Source organism: Caballeronia sp. GAFFF2 (assembly GCF_023631485.1).
GTDB lineage: Bacteria > Pseudomonadota > Gammaproteobacteria > Burkholderiales > Burkholderiaceae > Caballeronia.
Genome location: NZ_JALQDA010000006.1, coordinates 195081 through 211008 on the forward strand (window position 1 = coordinate 195081; position 15928 = coordinate 211008).

Annotated in this window: 17 protein-coding genes, 1 other RNA gene and 1 riboswitch; of the genes, 10 read left to right on the forward strand and 8 right to left on the reverse strand. The window is 64.3% G+C overall.

The window, feature by feature from the left end; genetic code table 11:
- Positions 1 to 7: 7 nt before the first annotated feature.
- The gene (locus tag NCT04_RS03445) at positions 8 to 424 is read left to right on the forward strand and encodes a DNA polymerase III subunit chi (protein ID WP_244827255.1); all 417 of its coding nucleotides are present in this window, start codon (positions 8 to 10) and stop codon (positions 422 to 424) included.
- Positions 425 to 500: 76 nt separating this feature from the next.
- A complete protein-coding gene (locus NCT04_RS03450; RefSeq protein ID WP_244827256.1) occupies positions 501 to 839 on the forward strand; it encodes a DUF2486 family protein in 339 nt (112 codons plus the stop codon).
- Between the two features lie 100 nt (positions 840 to 939).
- On the opposite strand, the gene ilvD is transcribed toward NCT04_RS03450, so the two are convergent.
- Positions 940 to 2613: a dihydroxy-acid dehydratase gene (gene ilvD, locus NCT04_RS03455; protein WP_244827257.1), complete on the reverse strand. Its 1674-nt coding sequence runs from the start codon at positions 2611 to 2613 to the stop codon at positions 940 to 942.
- A 112-nt stretch (positions 2614 to 2725) separates the two neighbouring features.
- Between ilvD and NCT04_RS03460 the strand changes: the two genes are divergently transcribed.
- Entirely contained in the window at positions 2726 to 3661 is a 936-nt protein-coding gene (locus tag NCT04_RS03460; protein ID WP_250463520.1) for a LysR family transcriptional regulator, read from the forward strand.
- 37 nt (positions 3662 to 3698) lie between these two features.
- Positions 3699 to 4595: a prolipoprotein diacylglyceryl transferase gene (lgt, locus tag NCT04_RS03465; RefSeq protein WP_250463750.1), complete on the forward strand. Its 897-nt coding sequence runs from the start codon at positions 3699 to 3701 to the stop codon at positions 4593 to 4595.
- A 27-nt stretch (positions 4596 to 4622) separates the two neighbouring features.
- Here lgt and NCT04_RS03470 read toward each other — a convergent pair whose 3' ends face one another.
- The 5 genes from NCT04_RS03470 to NCT04_RS03490 form a co-directional block, all read right to left on the reverse strand.
- Positions 4623 to 5354 (reverse strand): SIMPL domain-containing protein, encoded by a 732-nt coding sequence (locus NCT04_RS03470; RefSeq protein ID WP_250463523.1) that lies wholly within the window; start codon positions 5352 to 5354, stop codon positions 4623 to 4625.
- Positions 5355 to 5447: 93 nt separating this feature from the next.
- Positions 5448 to 5906: an EVE domain-containing protein gene (locus NCT04_RS03475; protein WP_250463526.1), complete on the reverse strand. Its 459-nt coding sequence runs from the start codon at positions 5904 to 5906 to the stop codon at positions 5448 to 5450.
- A gap of 77 nt (positions 5907 to 5983) precedes the next feature.
- Positions 5984 to 6166, reverse strand: a non-coding RNA gene (gene ssrS / locus NCT04_RS03480) — 6S RNA.
- A gap of 122 nt (positions 6167 to 6288) precedes the next feature.
- Positions 6289 to 6603, reverse strand: coding sequence for a cell division protein ZapA (locus NCT04_RS03485; RefSeq protein ID WP_244827262.1), 315 nt, complete (start codon positions 6601 to 6603; stop codon positions 6289 to 6291).
- Positions 6600 to 6986: an ATPase gene (locus NCT04_RS03490; RefSeq protein ID WP_244827263.1), complete on the reverse strand. Its 387-nt coding sequence runs from the start codon at positions 6984 to 6986 to the stop codon at positions 6600 to 6602. The genes NCT04_RS03485 and NCT04_RS03490 overlap by 4 nt, the downstream gene beginning before the upstream one ends.
- Before the next feature lie 236 nt (positions 6987 to 7222).
- A riboswitch (cobalamin riboswitch) is annotated at positions 7223 to 7546 on the forward strand.
- A gap of 86 nt (positions 7547 to 7632) precedes the next feature.
- On the opposite strand from NCT04_RS03490, the gene NCT04_RS03495 reads away from it, so the two are divergent.
- The 6 genes from NCT04_RS03495 (at position 7633) to NCT04_RS03520 (ending at position 13787) form a co-directional block, all read left to right on the forward strand.
- Complete coding sequence (locus tag NCT04_RS03495) at positions 7633 to 9510, forward strand: TonB-dependent receptor domain-containing protein (protein WP_250463529.1); 1878 nt, start codon at positions 7633 to 7635, stop codon at positions 9508 to 9510.
- A 26-nt stretch (positions 9511 to 9536) separates the two neighbouring features.
- Positions 9537 to 10535, forward strand: a complete 999-nt coding sequence (locus NCT04_RS03500) for a FecCD family ABC transporter permease (protein WP_250463752.1) — start codon at positions 9537 to 9539, stop codon at positions 10533 to 10535.
- Positions 10532 to 11314, forward strand: a complete 783-nt coding sequence (locus NCT04_RS03505) for an ABC transporter ATP-binding protein (protein ID WP_250463532.1) — start codon at positions 10532 to 10534, stop codon at positions 11312 to 11314. The genes NCT04_RS03500 and NCT04_RS03505 overlap by 4 nt, the downstream gene beginning before the upstream one ends.
- A gap of 10 nt (positions 11315 to 11324) precedes the next feature.
- A complete protein-coding gene (cobT, locus tag NCT04_RS03510; protein WP_250463534.1) occupies positions 11325 to 12377 on the forward strand; it encodes a nicotinate-nucleotide--dimethylbenzimidazole phosphoribosyltransferase in 1053 nt (350 codons plus the stop codon).
- 88 nt (positions 12378 to 12465) lie between these two features.
- Positions 12466 to 13227 (forward strand): adenosylcobinamide-GDP ribazoletransferase, encoded by a 762-nt coding sequence (locus NCT04_RS03515; protein WP_250463754.1) that lies wholly within the window; start codon positions 12466 to 12468, stop codon positions 13225 to 13227.
- Positions 13212 to 13787 carry a histidine phosphatase family protein gene (locus NCT04_RS03520; RefSeq protein ID WP_250463537.1) on the forward strand — a complete coding sequence of 192 codons (576 nt, stop codon included), beginning with the start codon at positions 13212 to 13214 and terminating at the stop codon, positions 13785 to 13787. The genes NCT04_RS03515 and NCT04_RS03520 overlap by 16 nt, the downstream gene beginning before the upstream one ends.
- A 17-nt stretch (positions 13788 to 13804) precedes the next feature.
- On the opposite strand, the gene NCT04_RS03525 is transcribed toward NCT04_RS03520, so the two are convergent.
- On the reverse strand, positions 13805 to 14671 hold the full coding sequence (locus tag NCT04_RS03525) for a cobalamin-binding protein (protein WP_250463756.1): 867 nt from the start codon (positions 14669 to 14671) through the stop codon (positions 13805 to 13807).
- Between the two features lie 235 nt (positions 14672 to 14906).
- Complete coding sequence (gene cobD / locus NCT04_RS03530; RefSeq protein ID WP_250463540.1) at positions 14907 to 15911, reverse strand: threonine-phosphate decarboxylase CobD; 1005 nt, start codon at positions 15909 to 15911, stop codon at positions 14907 to 14909.
- Positions 15912 to 15928: the final 17 nt, after the last annotated feature.

Consider the following 15928-nt stretch of genomic DNA (forward strand, 5'->3'; position numbering starts at 1 on the left):
TAAGGCCGTGACGCGCATCGACTTTCATACCAACGTGGGCGATTCGCTCGCCTACGCCTGCCGCCTCGCGCGCAAGGCGTATGCGAGCGGGCGCGCGCTCGTCGTCCTTGCCGAGCCGCGCCGTCTCGCCGAATTCGACGAGCAGTTGTGGACCTTTGCGCCGCTCGAATTCGTGCCGCACTGCATGGCGAAAAGCCCGCTTGCGGCCGAGACGCCGGTCGTGCTCACGTCGAATCTGGATGACGCGCCGCATCATCAGGTGCTCGTCAATCTCGGCGCGCCGGTGTCCGCGCAATTCGCGCGCTTCGAGCGGCTCGTGGAGATCGTCGGCAACGAGGACGACGAACTCGCGTCCGGGCGCGAGCGCTTCCGGTTCTATCGGGATCGCGGTTACGCCATCGAAACGCACAAGCAAGGCGGTTGAGCGAACATAGCGCGCCGTCGCGGGGCATTACGATTGGCGCACAACACAGGCTCATCACGCGACGGACGGAGACACCATGACCAAAACACCTGAATCCTTCGATACGTCCATCCCCGTTCTCACCGATGTCGTCGTGCCCGGCAAGCCGGAATATGCGCGCGCGGCATCGGCGGAAGCGGCATTCGAATACGATGCCGCGCTGGTCGCCGAACGCCTGCGCGCGCGCGTCACGCAGTATCTGGACACCGATGCCCGCGCGCTGATCGCGGCGCGCTGCGAGGAAGTGCTGCGCGAACATACGCAGACGCTCGTCGAGGACATCACGCGCGAAGTGGCGGTGGCGCTGGATGGACGCTTGCGCGAGTGGGTGGGAGCGGCGGTGGAAGAGGAGTTGCGGCGGCAGCGGGAAGAGTGAGCGGGGCTTGCCAACGGCTCCGAACGAAAAAAGCCGCTACGAATAACATTCGTAGCGGCTTTTTAACGCCGGGCGCTCGCCTTTCCTGGCTGGACCCACTTCAGCCCGTTACCGCCCCGCGATTGGCCGGCAACGCCAACGCCGCATACTTTGCCAGCACGCCGCGCGTGTAACGCGGCGCCGGCTTCGTCCACAGCGCGCGGCGGCGCGCGATCTCCGCGTCATCCACGTTCAATTGCAGCAGCAGCTTGTGCGCGTCGATGGTGATCGAATCGCCTTCCTGCACGAGCCCGATGGTCCCGCCCGCGAACGCTTCCGGCGCGACGTGGCCCACGACCATGCCCCACGTGCCACCAGAAAACCGCCCGTCGGTGATGAGGCCGACGGTTTCGCCCAACCCCTTGCCGATGATCGCCGACGTCGGCGCGAGCATTTCCGGCATGCCGGGGCCGCCTTGCGGGCCGAGATAGCGCAGCACGACGACATCGCCGGGTTTGATCTTGTCGGCGAGAATCGCGTCCATCGCGCTTTGCTCGTCTTCGAACACGCGCGCCGGCCCCGTGATGACCGGGTTCTTCAAGCCCGTGATCTTCGCCACCGCGCCGTCTTCCGCGAGATTGCCGCGCAGGATCGCAAGGTGGCCTTCCTTGTACAACGCCTGCTCGATCGGAAAAATCACCTTCTGATCCGCGCGCGGCTTGCTCGGCACGTCCTTCAGTTCCTCGGCGAGCGTGCGGCCCGTGATCGTGATGCAGTCGCCGTGCAGCATGCCCGCATCGAGCAGGATCTTCATCACCTGCGGAATGCCGCCCGCCTTGTGCAAGTCGGTCGCGACATATTGGCCTGACGGCTTCAGGTCGCAGATCACCGGCACTTTTTTGCGCATGCGCTCGAAGTCGTCGATGCTCCATTCGACTTCCGCCGCATGCGCGATAGCCAGATAGTGCAGTACGGCATTGGTGGAACCGCCCGTCGCCATGATGAGCGCCACGGCGTTTTCAATCGACTTCTTGTTGATGATGTCGCGCGGCTTCAGATCTTTCTTCACGGCCTCGACGAGCACGCGCGCCGATTCGCCGGCGGAATCGACCTTCTCCTGATCCGGGTTCGCCATCGTCGAGGAATAGAGCAGCGACATGCCGAGCGCCTCGAACGAAGAGCTCATGGTGTTGGCCGTGTACATGCCGCCGCACGAACCGGTGGACGGACACGCGTTCTTCTCGACACCCTTGAAATCTTCCTCCGACATGCGCCCGGCCGTGAACTCGCCGACCGCCTCGAACGACGACACGATGGTCAGGTCCTTGCCCTTCCAGTTGCCCGGCCGAATGGTGCCGCCGTACACATAGATGCCCGGCACGTTCATGCGCGCGAGGCCGATCATGCCGCCCGGCATATTCTTGTCGCAGCCGCCGATCACGACCACGCCGTCCATCCACTGTCCCTGCACGGCCGTTTCGATACAGTCGGCGATGACTTCGCGCGAGACGAGCGAGTACTTCATGCCTTCGGTGCCCATCGACATGCCGTCCGAAATGGTCGGCGTCCCGAAGATTTGCGGATTCGCGTCGGACTTGCGAATGGATTCGACGGCGGCATCGGCGAGACGCTGCAGACCCGCGTTGCACGGCGTGATGGTGGAGTGACCGTTGGCGATACCGATCATCGGCTTGTCGAAGTCTTCCTCCTTGTAACCGAGGGCGTAGTACATCGAGCGGTTCGGCGAACGTGCGACGCCCTGCGTGATGTGTTTCGAGCGGCGATTGAAGGGCATGGCTGCCTCCTGAGGGGATCGTGGTTCTTGGTGTGGTGCAGGAAGAATGCAGTGTCGTCGATGTATCTGTCCAATATATTATTCAGGGTCTATTGAGTCGCAAAACATATCGATGCCAGTCGAACTCCGCCTGCTGCGCTACTTCGTGACCGTCGCCGAGGAGATGCACTTCGGCCGCGCCGCCGCGCGCCTCGCCATGACGCAGCCGCCGCTCTCGCAGGCCATCCGTGCGCTGGAAGACGCGCTCGGCGTCGTGCTGTTCGAACGCACGCGGCGCACGGTCGAACTGACGCCGGTTGGCCGCGATCTGTTGCCCGAGGTGCGCCGCCTGCTTGCCACCGCCGACGCCTTGCGTCCGCTCGCGCAGTCGCTTTCGCGCGGCGAGGCGGGCGTGCTCTCGCTCGCGTTCGTCTCCACGGCGGATTACGGCCTTTTGCCAGCGTTACTGCGCGAATTCAATGCGCGTTATCCGGGCGTGCGTCTGCAACTCACGGAAGCCACCAGCGATGTTCAGATAGACGAACTCGTGGCCGGCCGTATCGATGCCGGTCTCGTGATTCCGCCGCTGCCGCCGCGTCACGCCATGACGCTTTCGTATCTGCCGATTGCGCGCGAGCCGCTCGTCATCGCCATGTCGACGGATGCCGCGCAGGAACTCGGGCAGGGCGCCGCCGAATGGACCGAGACGCCCGTCGATCTGCACGACTTGGCCAGCGCGCCGCTCGTCGTCTTTCCAAGGCGTCTCGCGCCGGGTTTGTATGACATCATTATGGGCTGCTACGGCGCGGCCGGTTTGACGCCGCGCATCGGACAAGAGGCGATACAGATGCAGACCATCGTGAGCCTCGTGTCCGCCGGCATGGGCGTCGCGCTCGTGCCGCAGTCGGTGCGGCATCTGCGGCGCACGGGCGTGGTGTATCGCCCGTTGCGGGAACCGGGGCCCGTGGTCGAAACCGGGCTCGTGTGGCGCGCGGCCGAAGTGAGTCCGGTGTTGAGCCGGCTCATCGAGATCGTGCGCGCGCAGGCTGCTGCCGTCGTTGCCGTATGATTCGCCTTTGAAGTTCGCCTGGCTCTTCCATTACACGATGCTCATACATCCCAATTTCGATCCCGTCGCGATCCATCTCGGACCGCTCGCCGTGCGCTGGTACGGCCTCATGTATCTCGTTGCGTTCATTTCGGCCATTGCCATCGGCAGATTGCGTCTGCGCTTGCCGCATGTCGCCGCGCAAGGCTGGACCGTCAAGGACATCGACGACATGCTGTTTTACGGCGTGCTCGGGACGATTCTCGGCGGCCGCATTGGCTATGTGGTGTTCTACAAGGCGAGTTATTACTTCGCGCATCCGCTCGATATCTTCAAGGTGTGGGAAGGCGGCATGTCGTTTCACGGCGGCTTTCTCGGCGTGACGCTCGCGATGGTCCTGTTCGCGTTTCAGCGCAAGCGCACGTGGCTGCAAGTGACGGATTTTGTCGCGCCGATGGTGCCGCTCGGACTGGCGGCGGGGCGTCTCGGCAACTTCATCAACGGTGAGTTGTGGGGCCGCGTGACCGATCCGGCCGCGCCCTGGGCCATGCTCTTCCAAAACTCCACCAACGACGACGCCATTTGGCTCGCGAAGCATCCGCAGCTCGATGCGCAATACAATCTCTCGGAGATTTTCTCGCGCTATCACATGCTGCCGCGCCATCCGTCGCAGTTGTATGAAATCGCGCTGGAAGGGCTCGTGCTGTTTGCGGTGATCTACCTCTTCGCGCGCAAACCGCGGCCGGTGGGCGCAGTGTCGGCGTTGTTTCTGATCGGTTATGGGATTGCGCGCTTCACGGTGGAATTCGCGCGCGAGCCGGATGATTATCTCGGACTCCTCGCGCTCGGCTTTTCGATGGGCCAATGGCTCTCGCTGCCAATGATCGTCGCGGGCATCGTCATGATGGTGTGGGCGTACAAACGTCAGAAACGCGTGTCCGGCAACGCGGCGTAAATCACGCCGCGTTCTCCGGCACAGCAGTTATCGCCCCATTTGCACCGAACCCGACACGTCGACGGTCACCGTCGTCGTGCCGGCTTCGAGCGCCATCGGCGCGCCGACCTTCGCGTCCGCGCCAAGCGAGCGGGCCTGCATCATCATCACCGGGCGCGGACCCGCGCCGCTGTGGCCCACGTTCACTTCGCGGATCGTGAAGTTGGCGTAGCCGAACGCCTGGCTCGTGGCCTGCGCTTCCTTGCGGAACGACTCGATGGCCTGCGTCGAGAGCTTCTGCTCGGCGGCGCGCTGCGCTTCGGGCGACAGCGAGAACGCGACGCTGCCGACTTGCATGGCGTTACTCATCTTGCCCGCGAGCTTGGACGCCGCCGCGAAGTCATGCGATTCCAGCACGACCTCCGTGCGGCCGCGCCACGCGGAGATCTTGCCGTCGCGATCCGTGCTCGGATAAACCGTGAACGAGCCGCTTTTCGCGGTCACGTTGTCGACGCCTTTTGCTTCGCGCAATGCGGCTTCGGCGCGCTGATTGAGCGTGGTGGTGAGCGACGATGGATCGGCCGCTTCCTGCTCGTAGAACAGCGTGATGTTGACGACATCTTGCGGCACTTGCGCGCTGGCTTGCGCGGATAGCGAGAGCACGCCGGATGGCTGCGGATTGGTGATTACCGTCTGAGCGGCGGCCGAAAGCGGAAGCGTGAGCGCGGCGCTCGACATCGCGACGAAGGCGAGGGCGGCGGCGGTTTTCTTGTCGATCATTCAAGGACTCCGAGTGCAAGAGCATCGCGTGATTCGCGACCGCACTTAGGCGCTTCGTTCGTTCCCTTAGTTCCCTTGAACGATTCGCGCGCCCTAGACCAGACGCTCGGTTATGAAGCGCCACTGCGCCTCGGTCACGGGCGTGATCGACAGCCGATTACCGCGCGCCAGCACTTGCATGTCGGCGAGTTCCGCGTGTTCGCGCAATGTCGCGAGCGGAATCAACGGCGTCTTCTTGACGAAACGCACATCGACGAGCATCCAGCGCGGCGTCGCCTGCACGGACTTGGCGTCGAAGTACGGGCTTTTGGCGTCGAACTGAGTGGGATCGGGATAGGCCGTCGAACAGACTTTGGCGATGCCCGCAATGCCCGGCTCCGGGCAACTCGAATGATAGAAGAGCACGCCGTCGCCGACTTGCATCTGGTCGCGCATGAAGTTGCGCGCCTGATAGTTGCGCACGCCCGTCCACGGGAGGGTTTTCTTCGGCGCGTGCGCGAGATGATCGATGCTCGCTTCGTCCGGTTCGGACTTCATCAGCCAGTAGCGCATGATGGATTCGGCAACGGGGTTTTAAAACGGGCTCGACAAAAGCAAACGGCATCGGTATGAACCGATGCCGCTGGAGTAGGGTCCCCACCTCGGCCGCTAGGCCGGCATCCTGAACCTGGGTTCAAGATTGGTCGCAGTAAGCAACACTTCGGGTACATCAGACAGAGTGACGCGCGCGCCCGTGCTGCAAGTTTCCACAACCGTGCCAATGTAGCATTGGTTCAAGGAATATATGACCTTGGCGAACCAGGCAGGGAGTAGTCACTCTACACCAATCGAATGTCTAATGCAGCCTCTCGACACCAATTGCGCAGTTTCTTTTTTCGATTGACATCGCGCGACCGATTAGCGTTCGCCACGGAGCGGCGTCGCGGCACTTCGGTCACTGCACTTCATACTGCGCAATGACAGCACCAAGCTGTTCGTTCATGGAGTGCATCGTGCGGCGAATTTCCTCGGCGGGGAAGGCCTCGCCATGACGCACGCTTTCTTGCAGCCTCAGCAATTCGGAAGCGAGTGAAAGCGCGGCCATCACCGCGATGCGGTCTTGCCCGCGCACGTTGCTTGCATTGCGCACCTTGTTCATCTCGGCGTCGACCCGTGCCACCGCTTCACGCAGCGCGCCTTCGGTTTCCGGCGAACAGGCGAGGCGATATTGCTGGCCGAGAATGGATACTTCGATCTGCGTGGTCGTCATGCCTTCTCTCCGTGATGATGCTCGCTGTGCTCTCCCGCGTGCGCATGCTCGTGCGCGGCTTGCACATCGTGAGAGCGGGCATCGAGGAGATCGAGCTGATTTTCCGTCTCGGCATGATTCGCGGACTTGCCGCGCGGCAACTTTTCGAGGATCGCGTTCAGGCGGACCTGCGCGTCGTCGATCTTGGCCGAGAGGGAATCACGTTCGGCTTGGAGCGTGTCGCGCTCTTCGCGCATTTGCACGAGCTCTGCCTGCACGTTCGCGTAGTCGCTACGCAGTTGTTCGATTTGTGCTTCAAGCGCGAGACGCGCCTGATTGTGCCGCTCGCTGATCTGGATCAGCCGGCCGATATTTCCTGACAGTGATTCGAGTTCGTTGAGCATGTGCTGCGTCCTCTAAAGACCTCGCATTCTAGCGCGGTTCAACGGAGCTTCCGATAATTGTCTCGTTTCGAGACGTAACAGCACGCGATCATGCGTGCATCGCGATGCATTCGTGTGTGGAAAGCGCGGGCGCTGCCGATGTGTTGCGACGGCGGGTTCTAGTTGGGTTCGTCGTGAGCCGTGTGTCTTGCGATGATCGGCCAGGGTCGTTTCTTGACGGTCCTGAATCGCGCTCCTACACTTGCCGCACTTTTGGTGCTCGCGTCCGCATTCTTTTGCGGGCGCAGTCAAACGGGAAACAGGAAGCGGCGCCGCCAAGGCCACGCCAACCTGTGCTGCCCCCGCAACGGTAAGCGACCGCAACGCAAGTTGCAAGTCGTCCCTTGCGCGTTTTTCGCCGCGCCGTCGTGTGAGTTTGCTTGCGAGTTTGTCTGATTCGCAAGAATCCGCCGCTCGACGCAGGCAAGGCGAAGAACGTGTCGATGCCACTGCGCTTCATGCGTGGGAAGGCGGGACGGTGTGTCGCCAGCCCGGATACCGGCCAACTGTTCAGCGCGTTCGTCTGTTCGCATTCGAGCGCGCTCGTCGCGCATTGGCCTTGCGGGGAGCGAGGTCGCGCCAGCCTACGCATGGGAACATTTCACGCATGGTATCGCCACTTGCCCGACACGCGGGCAGACGCAAAACGATCGAACGCGCCGCGCTCGTCGCCCTCAACACCTGGCTGCTCGCTCATGAAGCGCTCGCGGACGAAGCCTCGCAACCGCCGCTCGCGCCCGTCGTCGTGACCGCGACGCGCACCGTGCAACCTCTCGCCGATACGATCGCGCAGACTTCGCTCTTCGACGCCCAGGATATCGCCGATAGCAATGCCTACGACGCGCTCGGCGTCATCGGTCTTGCGCCCGGCGTGCAGGTGACGCGCAATGGCGGCCCGGGAGCGAATGCAAGCACGTTCATACGCGGCGCGTCCTCGACGCAATCGCTCGTTTTAATCGACGGCGTGCGTGTGGAGTCCGCATCGCTCGGCTCGGCGCAGCTTGCGCAGATCATGCCGGATCAGATCGACCGCATCGAAGTCGTGAACGGCAACGTGTCGGCGCTGTACGGCTCGGGCGCGATCGGCGGCGTCGTGCAGATCTTCACGAAAGACGGCGAGGCGCATCCGCCGCGCTTCTACTTCGAGACGGAATACGGCAGCTATCACACGCAGCGACAAGCGGCGGGTGTTTCCGGCGCGCTCGATAGCGAAGGCCGCACGACCTTCAGCTTCAACGTATCGCGCGAGAAGACCGATGGTTTCTCGTCGATCGATCCCGCGCTCGCGCCCAACGCCAATCCGAACGCGAACGGTTATCTGAACGAAAGCGTCGCGGCCACGCTGCGCCACAAGTTCGGCGACAAATGGGACGCGGGCGTGCGCTTCTATCAGTCGAACGGCATCGACAGTTTCGACGATGCCTACGGCTTGCCTGGCGATCTCAACGATTCGCACAGTCGCGTGCGGTCGACATCGGTGTTTGCGAACGGCCGTATCACGGACCAGTGGACCACGCATTTCACGGTCGCGCAGGGACAGGACCGCGCGAACATCGAGCAGAACGGCATCTATACGAGCCGCTTCAATTCCGAGGATCGCCAGTATCTGTGGCAGAACGACTTTCGCCTGACGGAGGCGCACAAGCTCCTGTTCGGTTACGAGCATCTCGACCAGACGCTCGATTCGGATCAGTTCAGCGCGCCGGATCGTCACGTGAATTCGGTGTACGCGGGCTATGTGGGACGCTTCGGTCCGAGCGAGGTGCAGGCCAATCTGCGCCACGACCAGTATTCCGATTTCGGCGGCGCGAACAGCTACTATCTGGGCTATGCGTACAACATCGACACGCACTGGCGCGCGAGCGCGAGTTACGCGGCGTCGTTCCGCGCGCCGAGCTTCGACGATCTCTACTATCCGTTCAGCGGCAATCCGTCCATTCAGCCCGAGCGCAGTCATTCGGTGGAAGCGGCGCTGCAGTACGCATCGGACCAAGTGGGCGTGCTGCGCGTGACGGCGTTTCAGACGCGCTATTCGAATCTGATCGATTACGTATCGGACGGCAGCGGCTTCTATATCGCGCAGAACGTCGGACGCGCGAAGGTGCAGGGCGTCGAGGGATCGTGGGCAGGGCATGTCGGCGCCACTGATTTACGCGCGGGCGTGACGTTCCAGAATCCCGTCGATGAAACCGGCAATCAGGACCTGACGCGCCGTGCGCGGCGTTTCGCGAGTTTCAGCGCGCATCGCTCGATAGGAAGCTGGCGCGTGGGTGGCGAGTGGATCGTGAGCGGTGCGCGCAGCGATTACGATTCGACGCTCGCGGGCTATGGCGTCGTGAATCTGTCGGCGCGCTATGACATCACGAAGTCGTGGTACGTGAGCGCGCGTGTCGACAACCTCTTCGACCGGAACTATGAACTGGCTTATTCGTACAACACGCCGAGGCGCGGCGCTTATGTCACGCTCGGCTGGCGCCCGTCGTGAGCGACACCGTTGACCTGCGCCGCGCGATGAACGCTAAACGCGCGTTAGGCATCTGGGCTGCGCTCGGGCTTGCCGCGTTGCTTGTGTTTGCGGTGTCGCTCGCGCTCGGCAGCGTCGCGTTGCCCTTGCCACGCGCCATCGCGGCGTTGCTGCACGCGCATGCGGCCGCGCCCGATATCGCCGATGACATCGTGCTCACCTTGCGTTTGCCGCGCGCGCTTGCGGGTTTCGCTTCGGGCGCCTTGCTCGCGCTTTCCGGCGCGCTGCTGCAAGTGCTGTTGCGCAATCCACTGGCCGAGCCGTACGTGCTCGGCGTATCCGGCGGCGCGGCGACCTTCGCGCTCACGGCGATGCTCGCGTCGCTGCCGTGGTGGGGCATCGATCTGGCCGCGTGCGCGGGCGCGTTCGCATCCATCGTGCTGGTGCTCGGACTCGCGCGACGCGACCTGTGGCACGGCGATCGCGATGCCTCGCCGCGTCTTCTGCTGACAGGGGTCGTGATAGCGGCGGGCTGGGGCGCGCTCATCACGTTGATCCTCAGTATTGCGCCGGAGAATCGCTTGCGCGGGATGATCTTCTGGCTGACGGGCGACCTGAACGGCGCAGCGACGCCGTGGCCCGCGCTGATCGCGCTCGTCGTCGCGATGATCGTCGTCGTGCCGCTCGCGCCGCAACTCAACGTGCTGTTGCGTGGCGATACGGCCGCGCGTTCGCTCGGCGTGCCTGTCTCGCGCGTGCGGCTGTCGGTGTATCTCGTCGCATCGCTTGCGGCAGCGGCGGCTGTCACGACGGCGGGCACCATCGGCTTCGTTGGGCTCGTCGTGCCGCATTTATTGCGGCTCGCGTTCGGCAACGATCAGCGCATGCTCGTGCCGGCGTCGGCGCTGGCAGGCGGCCTCGCGGTGATGAGCGCCGATCTCGTCGCGCGCACGGCGATCGCGCCCGCGCAATTGCCGGTGGGTGTGGTGACCGCACTCGTCGGCGTGCCGATGTTCCTGTGGATGCTGCTGGCGAGACCGCGATGACCCTGCATATCGAACACGTCAGCTTGCGCGCGGGCGCGTGCACGCTCGTGGAAGACCTCACGCAAAGTATCGGCGCGGGCGAGATGTGGTGCATAGCCGGGCCGAACGGCGCGGGCAAGACCACGCTCATTGGCGTGCTCGCGGGTTTGACAAAGCCGGCCGAAGGCGCGATATCGCTCGATGGCCGCGCGCTCGCATCCTGGCGCGCGGCGGATCTCGCACGCGCGCGCTCGCTGATGCCGCAAAGCTCGCACGATGCCTTCAGCGCGACCGTACTCGACACCGTGCTGCTGAACCGCTTTCCGTATGTCACGGGCTGGGGCTGGGAGAGCGCCGAAGACCGCGCTGCCGCGCATGCCGCGCTCGATGCGCTCGGTCTTCTATCGTTCGCCTCGCGCGATGTCCTGACATTGTCGGGCGGCGAACGGCAACGCGTGACGCTCGCCGCCGTGCTGTGCCAGAACACACCGCTCTTGCTGCTCGACGAACCGCTCGCGCATCTGGACCTGCATCATCAGATCGATTGTCTGCACGTACTGGCCGACGCCGCGCGCAAGTCCGGCCGCACGGTGATTTTCTCGTGTCACGATCTCAATCTCGCGCGGCGCTTCTCGACGCACGCGCTTTTGCTCGATGGCAGGGGCGGCGCGCACGCCGGTCTCGTCGCGGACGTGCTCACGCCTGAACGCGCGAGCGCCGCGTTCGGCTATCCGCTAGCCTTGATTCGCGATGGCAAGCACGAAGCGCTTGTGCCGTCCATTCCCGTTGCACGCACCTGAAGGATTGCCGATGTCAAACGCTCACGACTTGCCTACGCCCCGCGCGCCAGACCGTTCGCGCGAAGCCGAACTGCAACGCATCATCGATACGAAAACGAAGCCGCCGGGCAGCCTCGGTCGGCTCGAAACGCTCGCGCTGCAAATGGGCGTGATTCAGCGCACGACGAAGCCGTGCATCGAGCGCCCGGCGATGATCGTGTTTGCGGGCGATCACGGTATCGCGGCCGAGGGCGTGAGTCCGTATCCGCAAGAAGTGACCGCGCAGATGGTCGCGAATTTTCTGGCGGGCGGCGCGGCGATCAACGCGCTGTCGCGTTCGGTCGGCATGACGCTCGAAGTGGTCGATGCGGGCGTGGCGACACCGATTCCCATCGATAGCGGCTACGAGCGTCTGTCGCTCGGCCTCGGCACGCGCAACTTCGCGAAGGAAGCGGCGATGTCGCGCGAGACCGCGCTCGAAGGCATCGCGCGCGGCGCGGCGCGTGTGCGGCATCATGCGGCGCTCGGTACGAACGTGATCGGCTTCGGCGAGATGGGGATTGCGAACACGTCGGCGGCGGCGTGCCTGATGAGCCGTCTGTGCGGTGTGCCCATTGGCGAATGCGTCGGACGCGGCACGGGTCTCGACGATCGCGGCCTTGCGCACAAGCGCGACGTGCTTGGCCGAGCGCTCGCGTTGCATGCGGCCGAAGGCGATGCAATCGACACACTCGCGACGTTCGGCGGCTTCGAGATCGCGATGATCGCGGGTGCGTGTCTCGCTGCGGCGGACGCGGGCATGACGATTCTCGTCGATGGCTTCATCGCGACTTCCGGCCTGCTCGTCGCGGCGAAGATCGCACCCGAGGTGCTCGACTACTGCGTGTTCGCGCATGCGTCGAACGAGGCGGGGCATCGGGGCATGCTCGCGCATCTGCATGCGGAGCCGCTGTTGGAACTCGACATGCGGCTTGGCGAAGGCACGGGCGCGGCGCTCGCGTTGCCGATCCTGCGCGCGGCCGTTGCGTTCGTCGATGAGATGGCGAGCTTCGAGGCGGCGGGTGTCACGGATAAGCGAGAGTGACGGCGATGAGCATCATCCGCAAGCGCTGCACGAGGTCGGGGCGCGTCACTGCGTTCAGGCGCGCGGGCGTCTCGACCCGCTTGCCGCAATGACCCGTCCGCTCGACGAACTGCGCTACTTCTTCACCGCGCTCGGCTACTTCACGCGCGTGCCGGTGCCGCGGTGGGTTGGCTTCGAGCGCGCTTATTTGAACGCGGCGGCGCGTTATTTTCCGCTCGTCGGCGTGATGGTCGGCGGTATTGCCGCGCTCGTCCTGCTCGCGGCGTTGCGCGTGCTTCCGTTGGGCGTTGCCGTGTTGCTGTCGATGGCCGCCACGCTCGTGCTGACCGGCGCGTTCCACGAAGACGGTCTTGCCGATTGCGCCGACGCCTTCGGCGGCGGCTATACGCGCGATGACGTGTTGCGCATCATGCATGACTCGCGCATCGGGGCGTTCGGCGCGATTGCGCTCGTCATTGCACTGGCGCTCAAGTGGCAGACGCTCGCAAGCACGCCGGCGCTCATTGCGGCATGGTTGCTGATCGCCGCGCACGCCGCGAGCCGCGTTTTCGCCATCAGCTATCTCGTCACGCTCGACTATGTGCGCGCCGAGGGCAAGGCGAAGCCGGTCGCACAGCGCATGAGCGCGGGCTCGTTTCTGATTGCGATGATCTTCGGCGTGCCGTGGCTCTTTGTCATCGACTGGAAATTCGCCTGCCTGACGCTCGCGTTGCTCACGGTGCTGCGCTGGGCGATGGGACGGTACTTCGTGAAGCGCATCGGCGGCTACACGGGGGATTGTCTCGGCTTCGCGCAACAGGTGTTCGAACTGGCCATTTATCTCATCGGGCTCGCATGGATCTCGTACTGATCCGGCATCCAGCCGTGCGCGTCGATGCAGGCGTGTGCTACGGCCAGAGCGATGTTCCCTTGCTGCGCGATGCGAATGCATCGGCTTGCGCTCTGAAGGCGCGCATGCTGTCGCTGAACGTGCCCGCGTGTGTCGATGGCTGGCATTCGAGCGGACTCGTGCGATGTGCATCGCTGGCCTCGGCGTTGAGCGATGGCATCGCGCCTCACGTCGATGCGCGCCTCGCCGAGATGAACTTCGGCGCATGGGAAGGGCGCGCGTGGGATGCGATCGATCGCGCGCTGATCGATGCCTGGGCCGCGGATATCGAACACGCGAGGCCGCACGGCGGGGAGAGTCTCGTGCAGTTCGCCGGGCGCGTGGAGGCCTGGTTGCGTGATATCGAGCGTGCCGAACGGCCGGTGCATGTGATCGCGCATGCTGGCGTCATGCGCGTGCTGACAGCGCATATGCTCGGGATGGAGCGCGCGAGCGTGTTGCAATGGCCGATCGAATTCGGCGCGATCGTGCAGTTCAGGCGCGTGAGAGGGAAGTGGCTGCTGGTGCGGTGGAATGCCTGAGGGCAGGGCCGCTTCGGTCACTTTTCGCGACGCCCGCGCGCTTGCTCCAGATCCCTGCAAAGCTCGGCCGCGCCCAGCGCGATGCGCGGCGTAGGCCGATTGATCAGATCGCCATCGATACCGAAGAGGTTGCCGCGCGCCACCGCGGTGAGCGAACCCCATCGCTTCCATCGATCGAGTGCGGGCAACGCGCGATTCGGCGTCGTCGCGCCGGGCGTCGCGGTGACGATGGCTTCCGGGTTCGCCGCGAGCACGGCTTCGGTCGAGATGGTCGGCACGCGCGTGTCGTTCGCGGCGAAGACGTTGACGCCGCCGCACAACGCGATCACTTCGCTGAACACGTTGTCGCGGTTGAGCGTCATGAGCGGGTCGTCCCACACCTGATAAAACACGCCGACCGGCGGACGTTGCGCATAACGCGTCCGCAGACTGCCGATATCGCGCGTGAATGCAGCCGACGCCGCGCGTGCGTTCGCTTTCGTGCCGAGCAACGCGCCGAGCCGGTCGATGTTGCTCGCGATATCGTCGAGATGGCGCGGTTCGCTGAAGAAGATCGGAATGCCGAGCGCTTGCAGCCGATCCATCTGCCGCGCCGCATTGCCATGCCGCCATACGACGATCAAGTCCGGATGCAATGCGACGATGCGCTCTAGATCGAGCGCCTTGTTGTCGCCGACGCGCGGGATAGCCTGCGCTTCCTTCGGATAATCGCTATACGTCACCGCGCCGACGATACGCGACCCGCCGCCCGCCGCGAACAGCAATTCGGTGACATGCGGCGCGAGACTCACGACGCGCGTGGCGGGTGTCGCTAGCGTGATGCTGGAGCCGCTGTCGTCGGTGACGGTGATGGCGGCGAAAGAGGGCGATGCGCTCAGCGTCAACGTCGTTGCGAGAAGGACATGCGGAACGGCGTGTCGAAGCGAACGCGCGGCGAACGCGCGCAGACCTCGGTTGCTTGCGCGCCGGAGCAAGCCGATTCGCGCAGCCAAGGTGCGCAAGACGAGTTCTAAGCCCACGCGCAAACCTCCGGGAGCGAGCGTTCAAGCTGCGCCCGATTGACTTCACTGCCAAGCAAGCCGATCCGCGCAGCCAAGGTGCGCCAGAAAGATTTCGACGTCACGCGCAAACCTCCGCCATCGCTCGTTCAAGCCGCGCCCATTCTCCTTCGCTGCCTGGCAAGCCGATGCGCAAACTCGGCGTCATCCCAGCCGGATCGAAGAGCCGCGTCCAGATACCGCGCGTGGCAAGCGCATGGTGCAAGCCGCTCGCATCCAATGTCTGGAACGACGTAAAAAGCGGCGTCGCACGCGCGTCGAACCCATGATGCGCGATAAGCGCCGCGAGCCGTGCGCCATCGCGCTGCAAGCGTTCGCGGGTTTCCCGTTGCCACGCGCGATCCTCGAACGCCGCCCGCACCGCGTGACGCGCGGGGCCGCTGACGGTCCATGAACCCAGCGCATCGGTGAGCATGGCGATCACATCGGGTGCGGCAAGCACGAAGCCCGCGCGAATTCCCGCGAGCCCGAAGAACTTGCCGACCGAGCGCAGGACGACAAGCCCCGCATCCGCGCTGCGACCGGCAAGAGACTCGGCGGGATCGACATCGGCGAATGCTTCATCGACGATCAACGTACCGCCGCGCGATGCCAGCTTCGCATGCCAATGCAGCAAGACGTGGCGCGGGAGACGCTCGGCGGTCGGGTTGTTCGGATTGGCGACGATCACGTGATCGACGGCATTCGGCAACGGGTCGGCATTCACATCGAGCGGTACGACCGAATGGCCCGCGCGCACGAACGCCGGCGTGTACTCGCCATACGTCAACGGTGCGATGGCCACCGTGCCTTTCTTCAAGAGCCACGGCAAGGCACGAATGGCGGCCTGCGAACCCGCGACGGGCAGCGCGAGCGGCGCGCCGTAATGAGTCGCGGCGAGTTCGGCGAGACCATCGGCGTCTTCGGGCAAACGGCGCCAGGCATCGGGCGGAATGGGCGGGACCGGATAGCCTAAGGGGTTGATGCCCGTCGAAAGATCGAGCCAGTCGTCGAGCGCGATGCCGTATCGAAGCGCGGCTTCGCGCAGATTGCCGCCGTGACGGATGGGACGCAGTGGATCAGACATGATGGCGTGTGGAAGGC

Excerpts from the sequence above, each read along its gene's own strand:
- NCT04_RS03450 (WP_244827256.1), top strand. The coding sequence starts at position 501 with ATGACCAAAACACCTGAATCCTTCGATACGTCCATCCCCGTTCTCACC.
- ilvD (WP_244827257.1), bottom strand. The coding sequence starts at position 2,613 with ATGCCCTTCAATCGCCGCTCGAAACACATCACGCAGGGCGTCGCACGT.
- NCT04_RS03460 (WP_250463520.1), top strand. The coding sequence starts at position 2,726 with ATGCCAGTCGAACTCCGCCTGCTGCGCTACTTCGTGACCGTCGCCGAG.
- lgt (WP_250463750.1), top strand. The coding sequence starts at position 3,699 with ATGCTCATACATCCCAATTTCGATCCCGTCGCGATCCATCTCGGACCG.
- NCT04_RS03470 (WP_250463523.1), bottom strand. The coding sequence starts at position 5,354 with ATGATCGACAAGAAAACCGCCGCCGCCCTCGCCTTCGTCGCGATGTCG.
- NCT04_RS03475 (WP_250463526.1), bottom strand. The coding sequence starts at position 5,906 with ATGCGCTACTGGCTGATGAAGTCCGAACCGGACGAAGCGAGCATCGAT.
- NCT04_RS03485 (WP_244827262.1), bottom strand. The coding sequence starts at position 6,603 with ATGACGACCACGCAGATCGAAGTATCCATTCTCGGCCAGCAATATCGC.
- NCT04_RS03490 (WP_244827263.1), bottom strand. The coding sequence starts at position 6,986 with ATGCTCAACGAACTCGAATCACTGTCAGGAAATATCGGCCGGCTGATC.
- NCT04_RS03495 (WP_250463529.1), top strand. The coding sequence starts at position 7,633 with ATGGTATCGCCACTTGCCCGACACGCGGGCAGACGCAAAACGATCGAA.
- NCT04_RS03500 (WP_250463752.1), top strand. The coding sequence starts at position 9,537 with ATGAACGCTAAACGCGCGTTAGGCATCTGGGCTGCGCTCGGGCTTGCC.
- NCT04_RS03505 (WP_250463532.1), top strand. The coding sequence starts at position 10,532 with ATGACCCTGCATATCGAACACGTCAGCTTGCGCGCGGGCGCGTGCACG.
- cobT (WP_250463534.1), top strand. The coding sequence starts at position 11,325 with ATGTCAAACGCTCACGACTTGCCTACGCCCCGCGCGCCAGACCGTTCG.
- NCT04_RS03515 (WP_250463754.1), top strand. The coding sequence starts at position 12,466 with ATGACCCGTCCGCTCGACGAACTGCGCTACTTCTTCACCGCGCTCGGC.
- NCT04_RS03520 (WP_250463537.1), top strand. The coding sequence starts at position 13,212 with ATGGATCTCGTACTGATCCGGCATCCAGCCGTGCGCGTCGATGCAGGC.
- cobD (WP_250463540.1), bottom strand. The coding sequence starts at position 15,911 with ATGTCTGATCCACTGCGTCCCATCCGTCACGGCGGCAATCTGCGCGAA.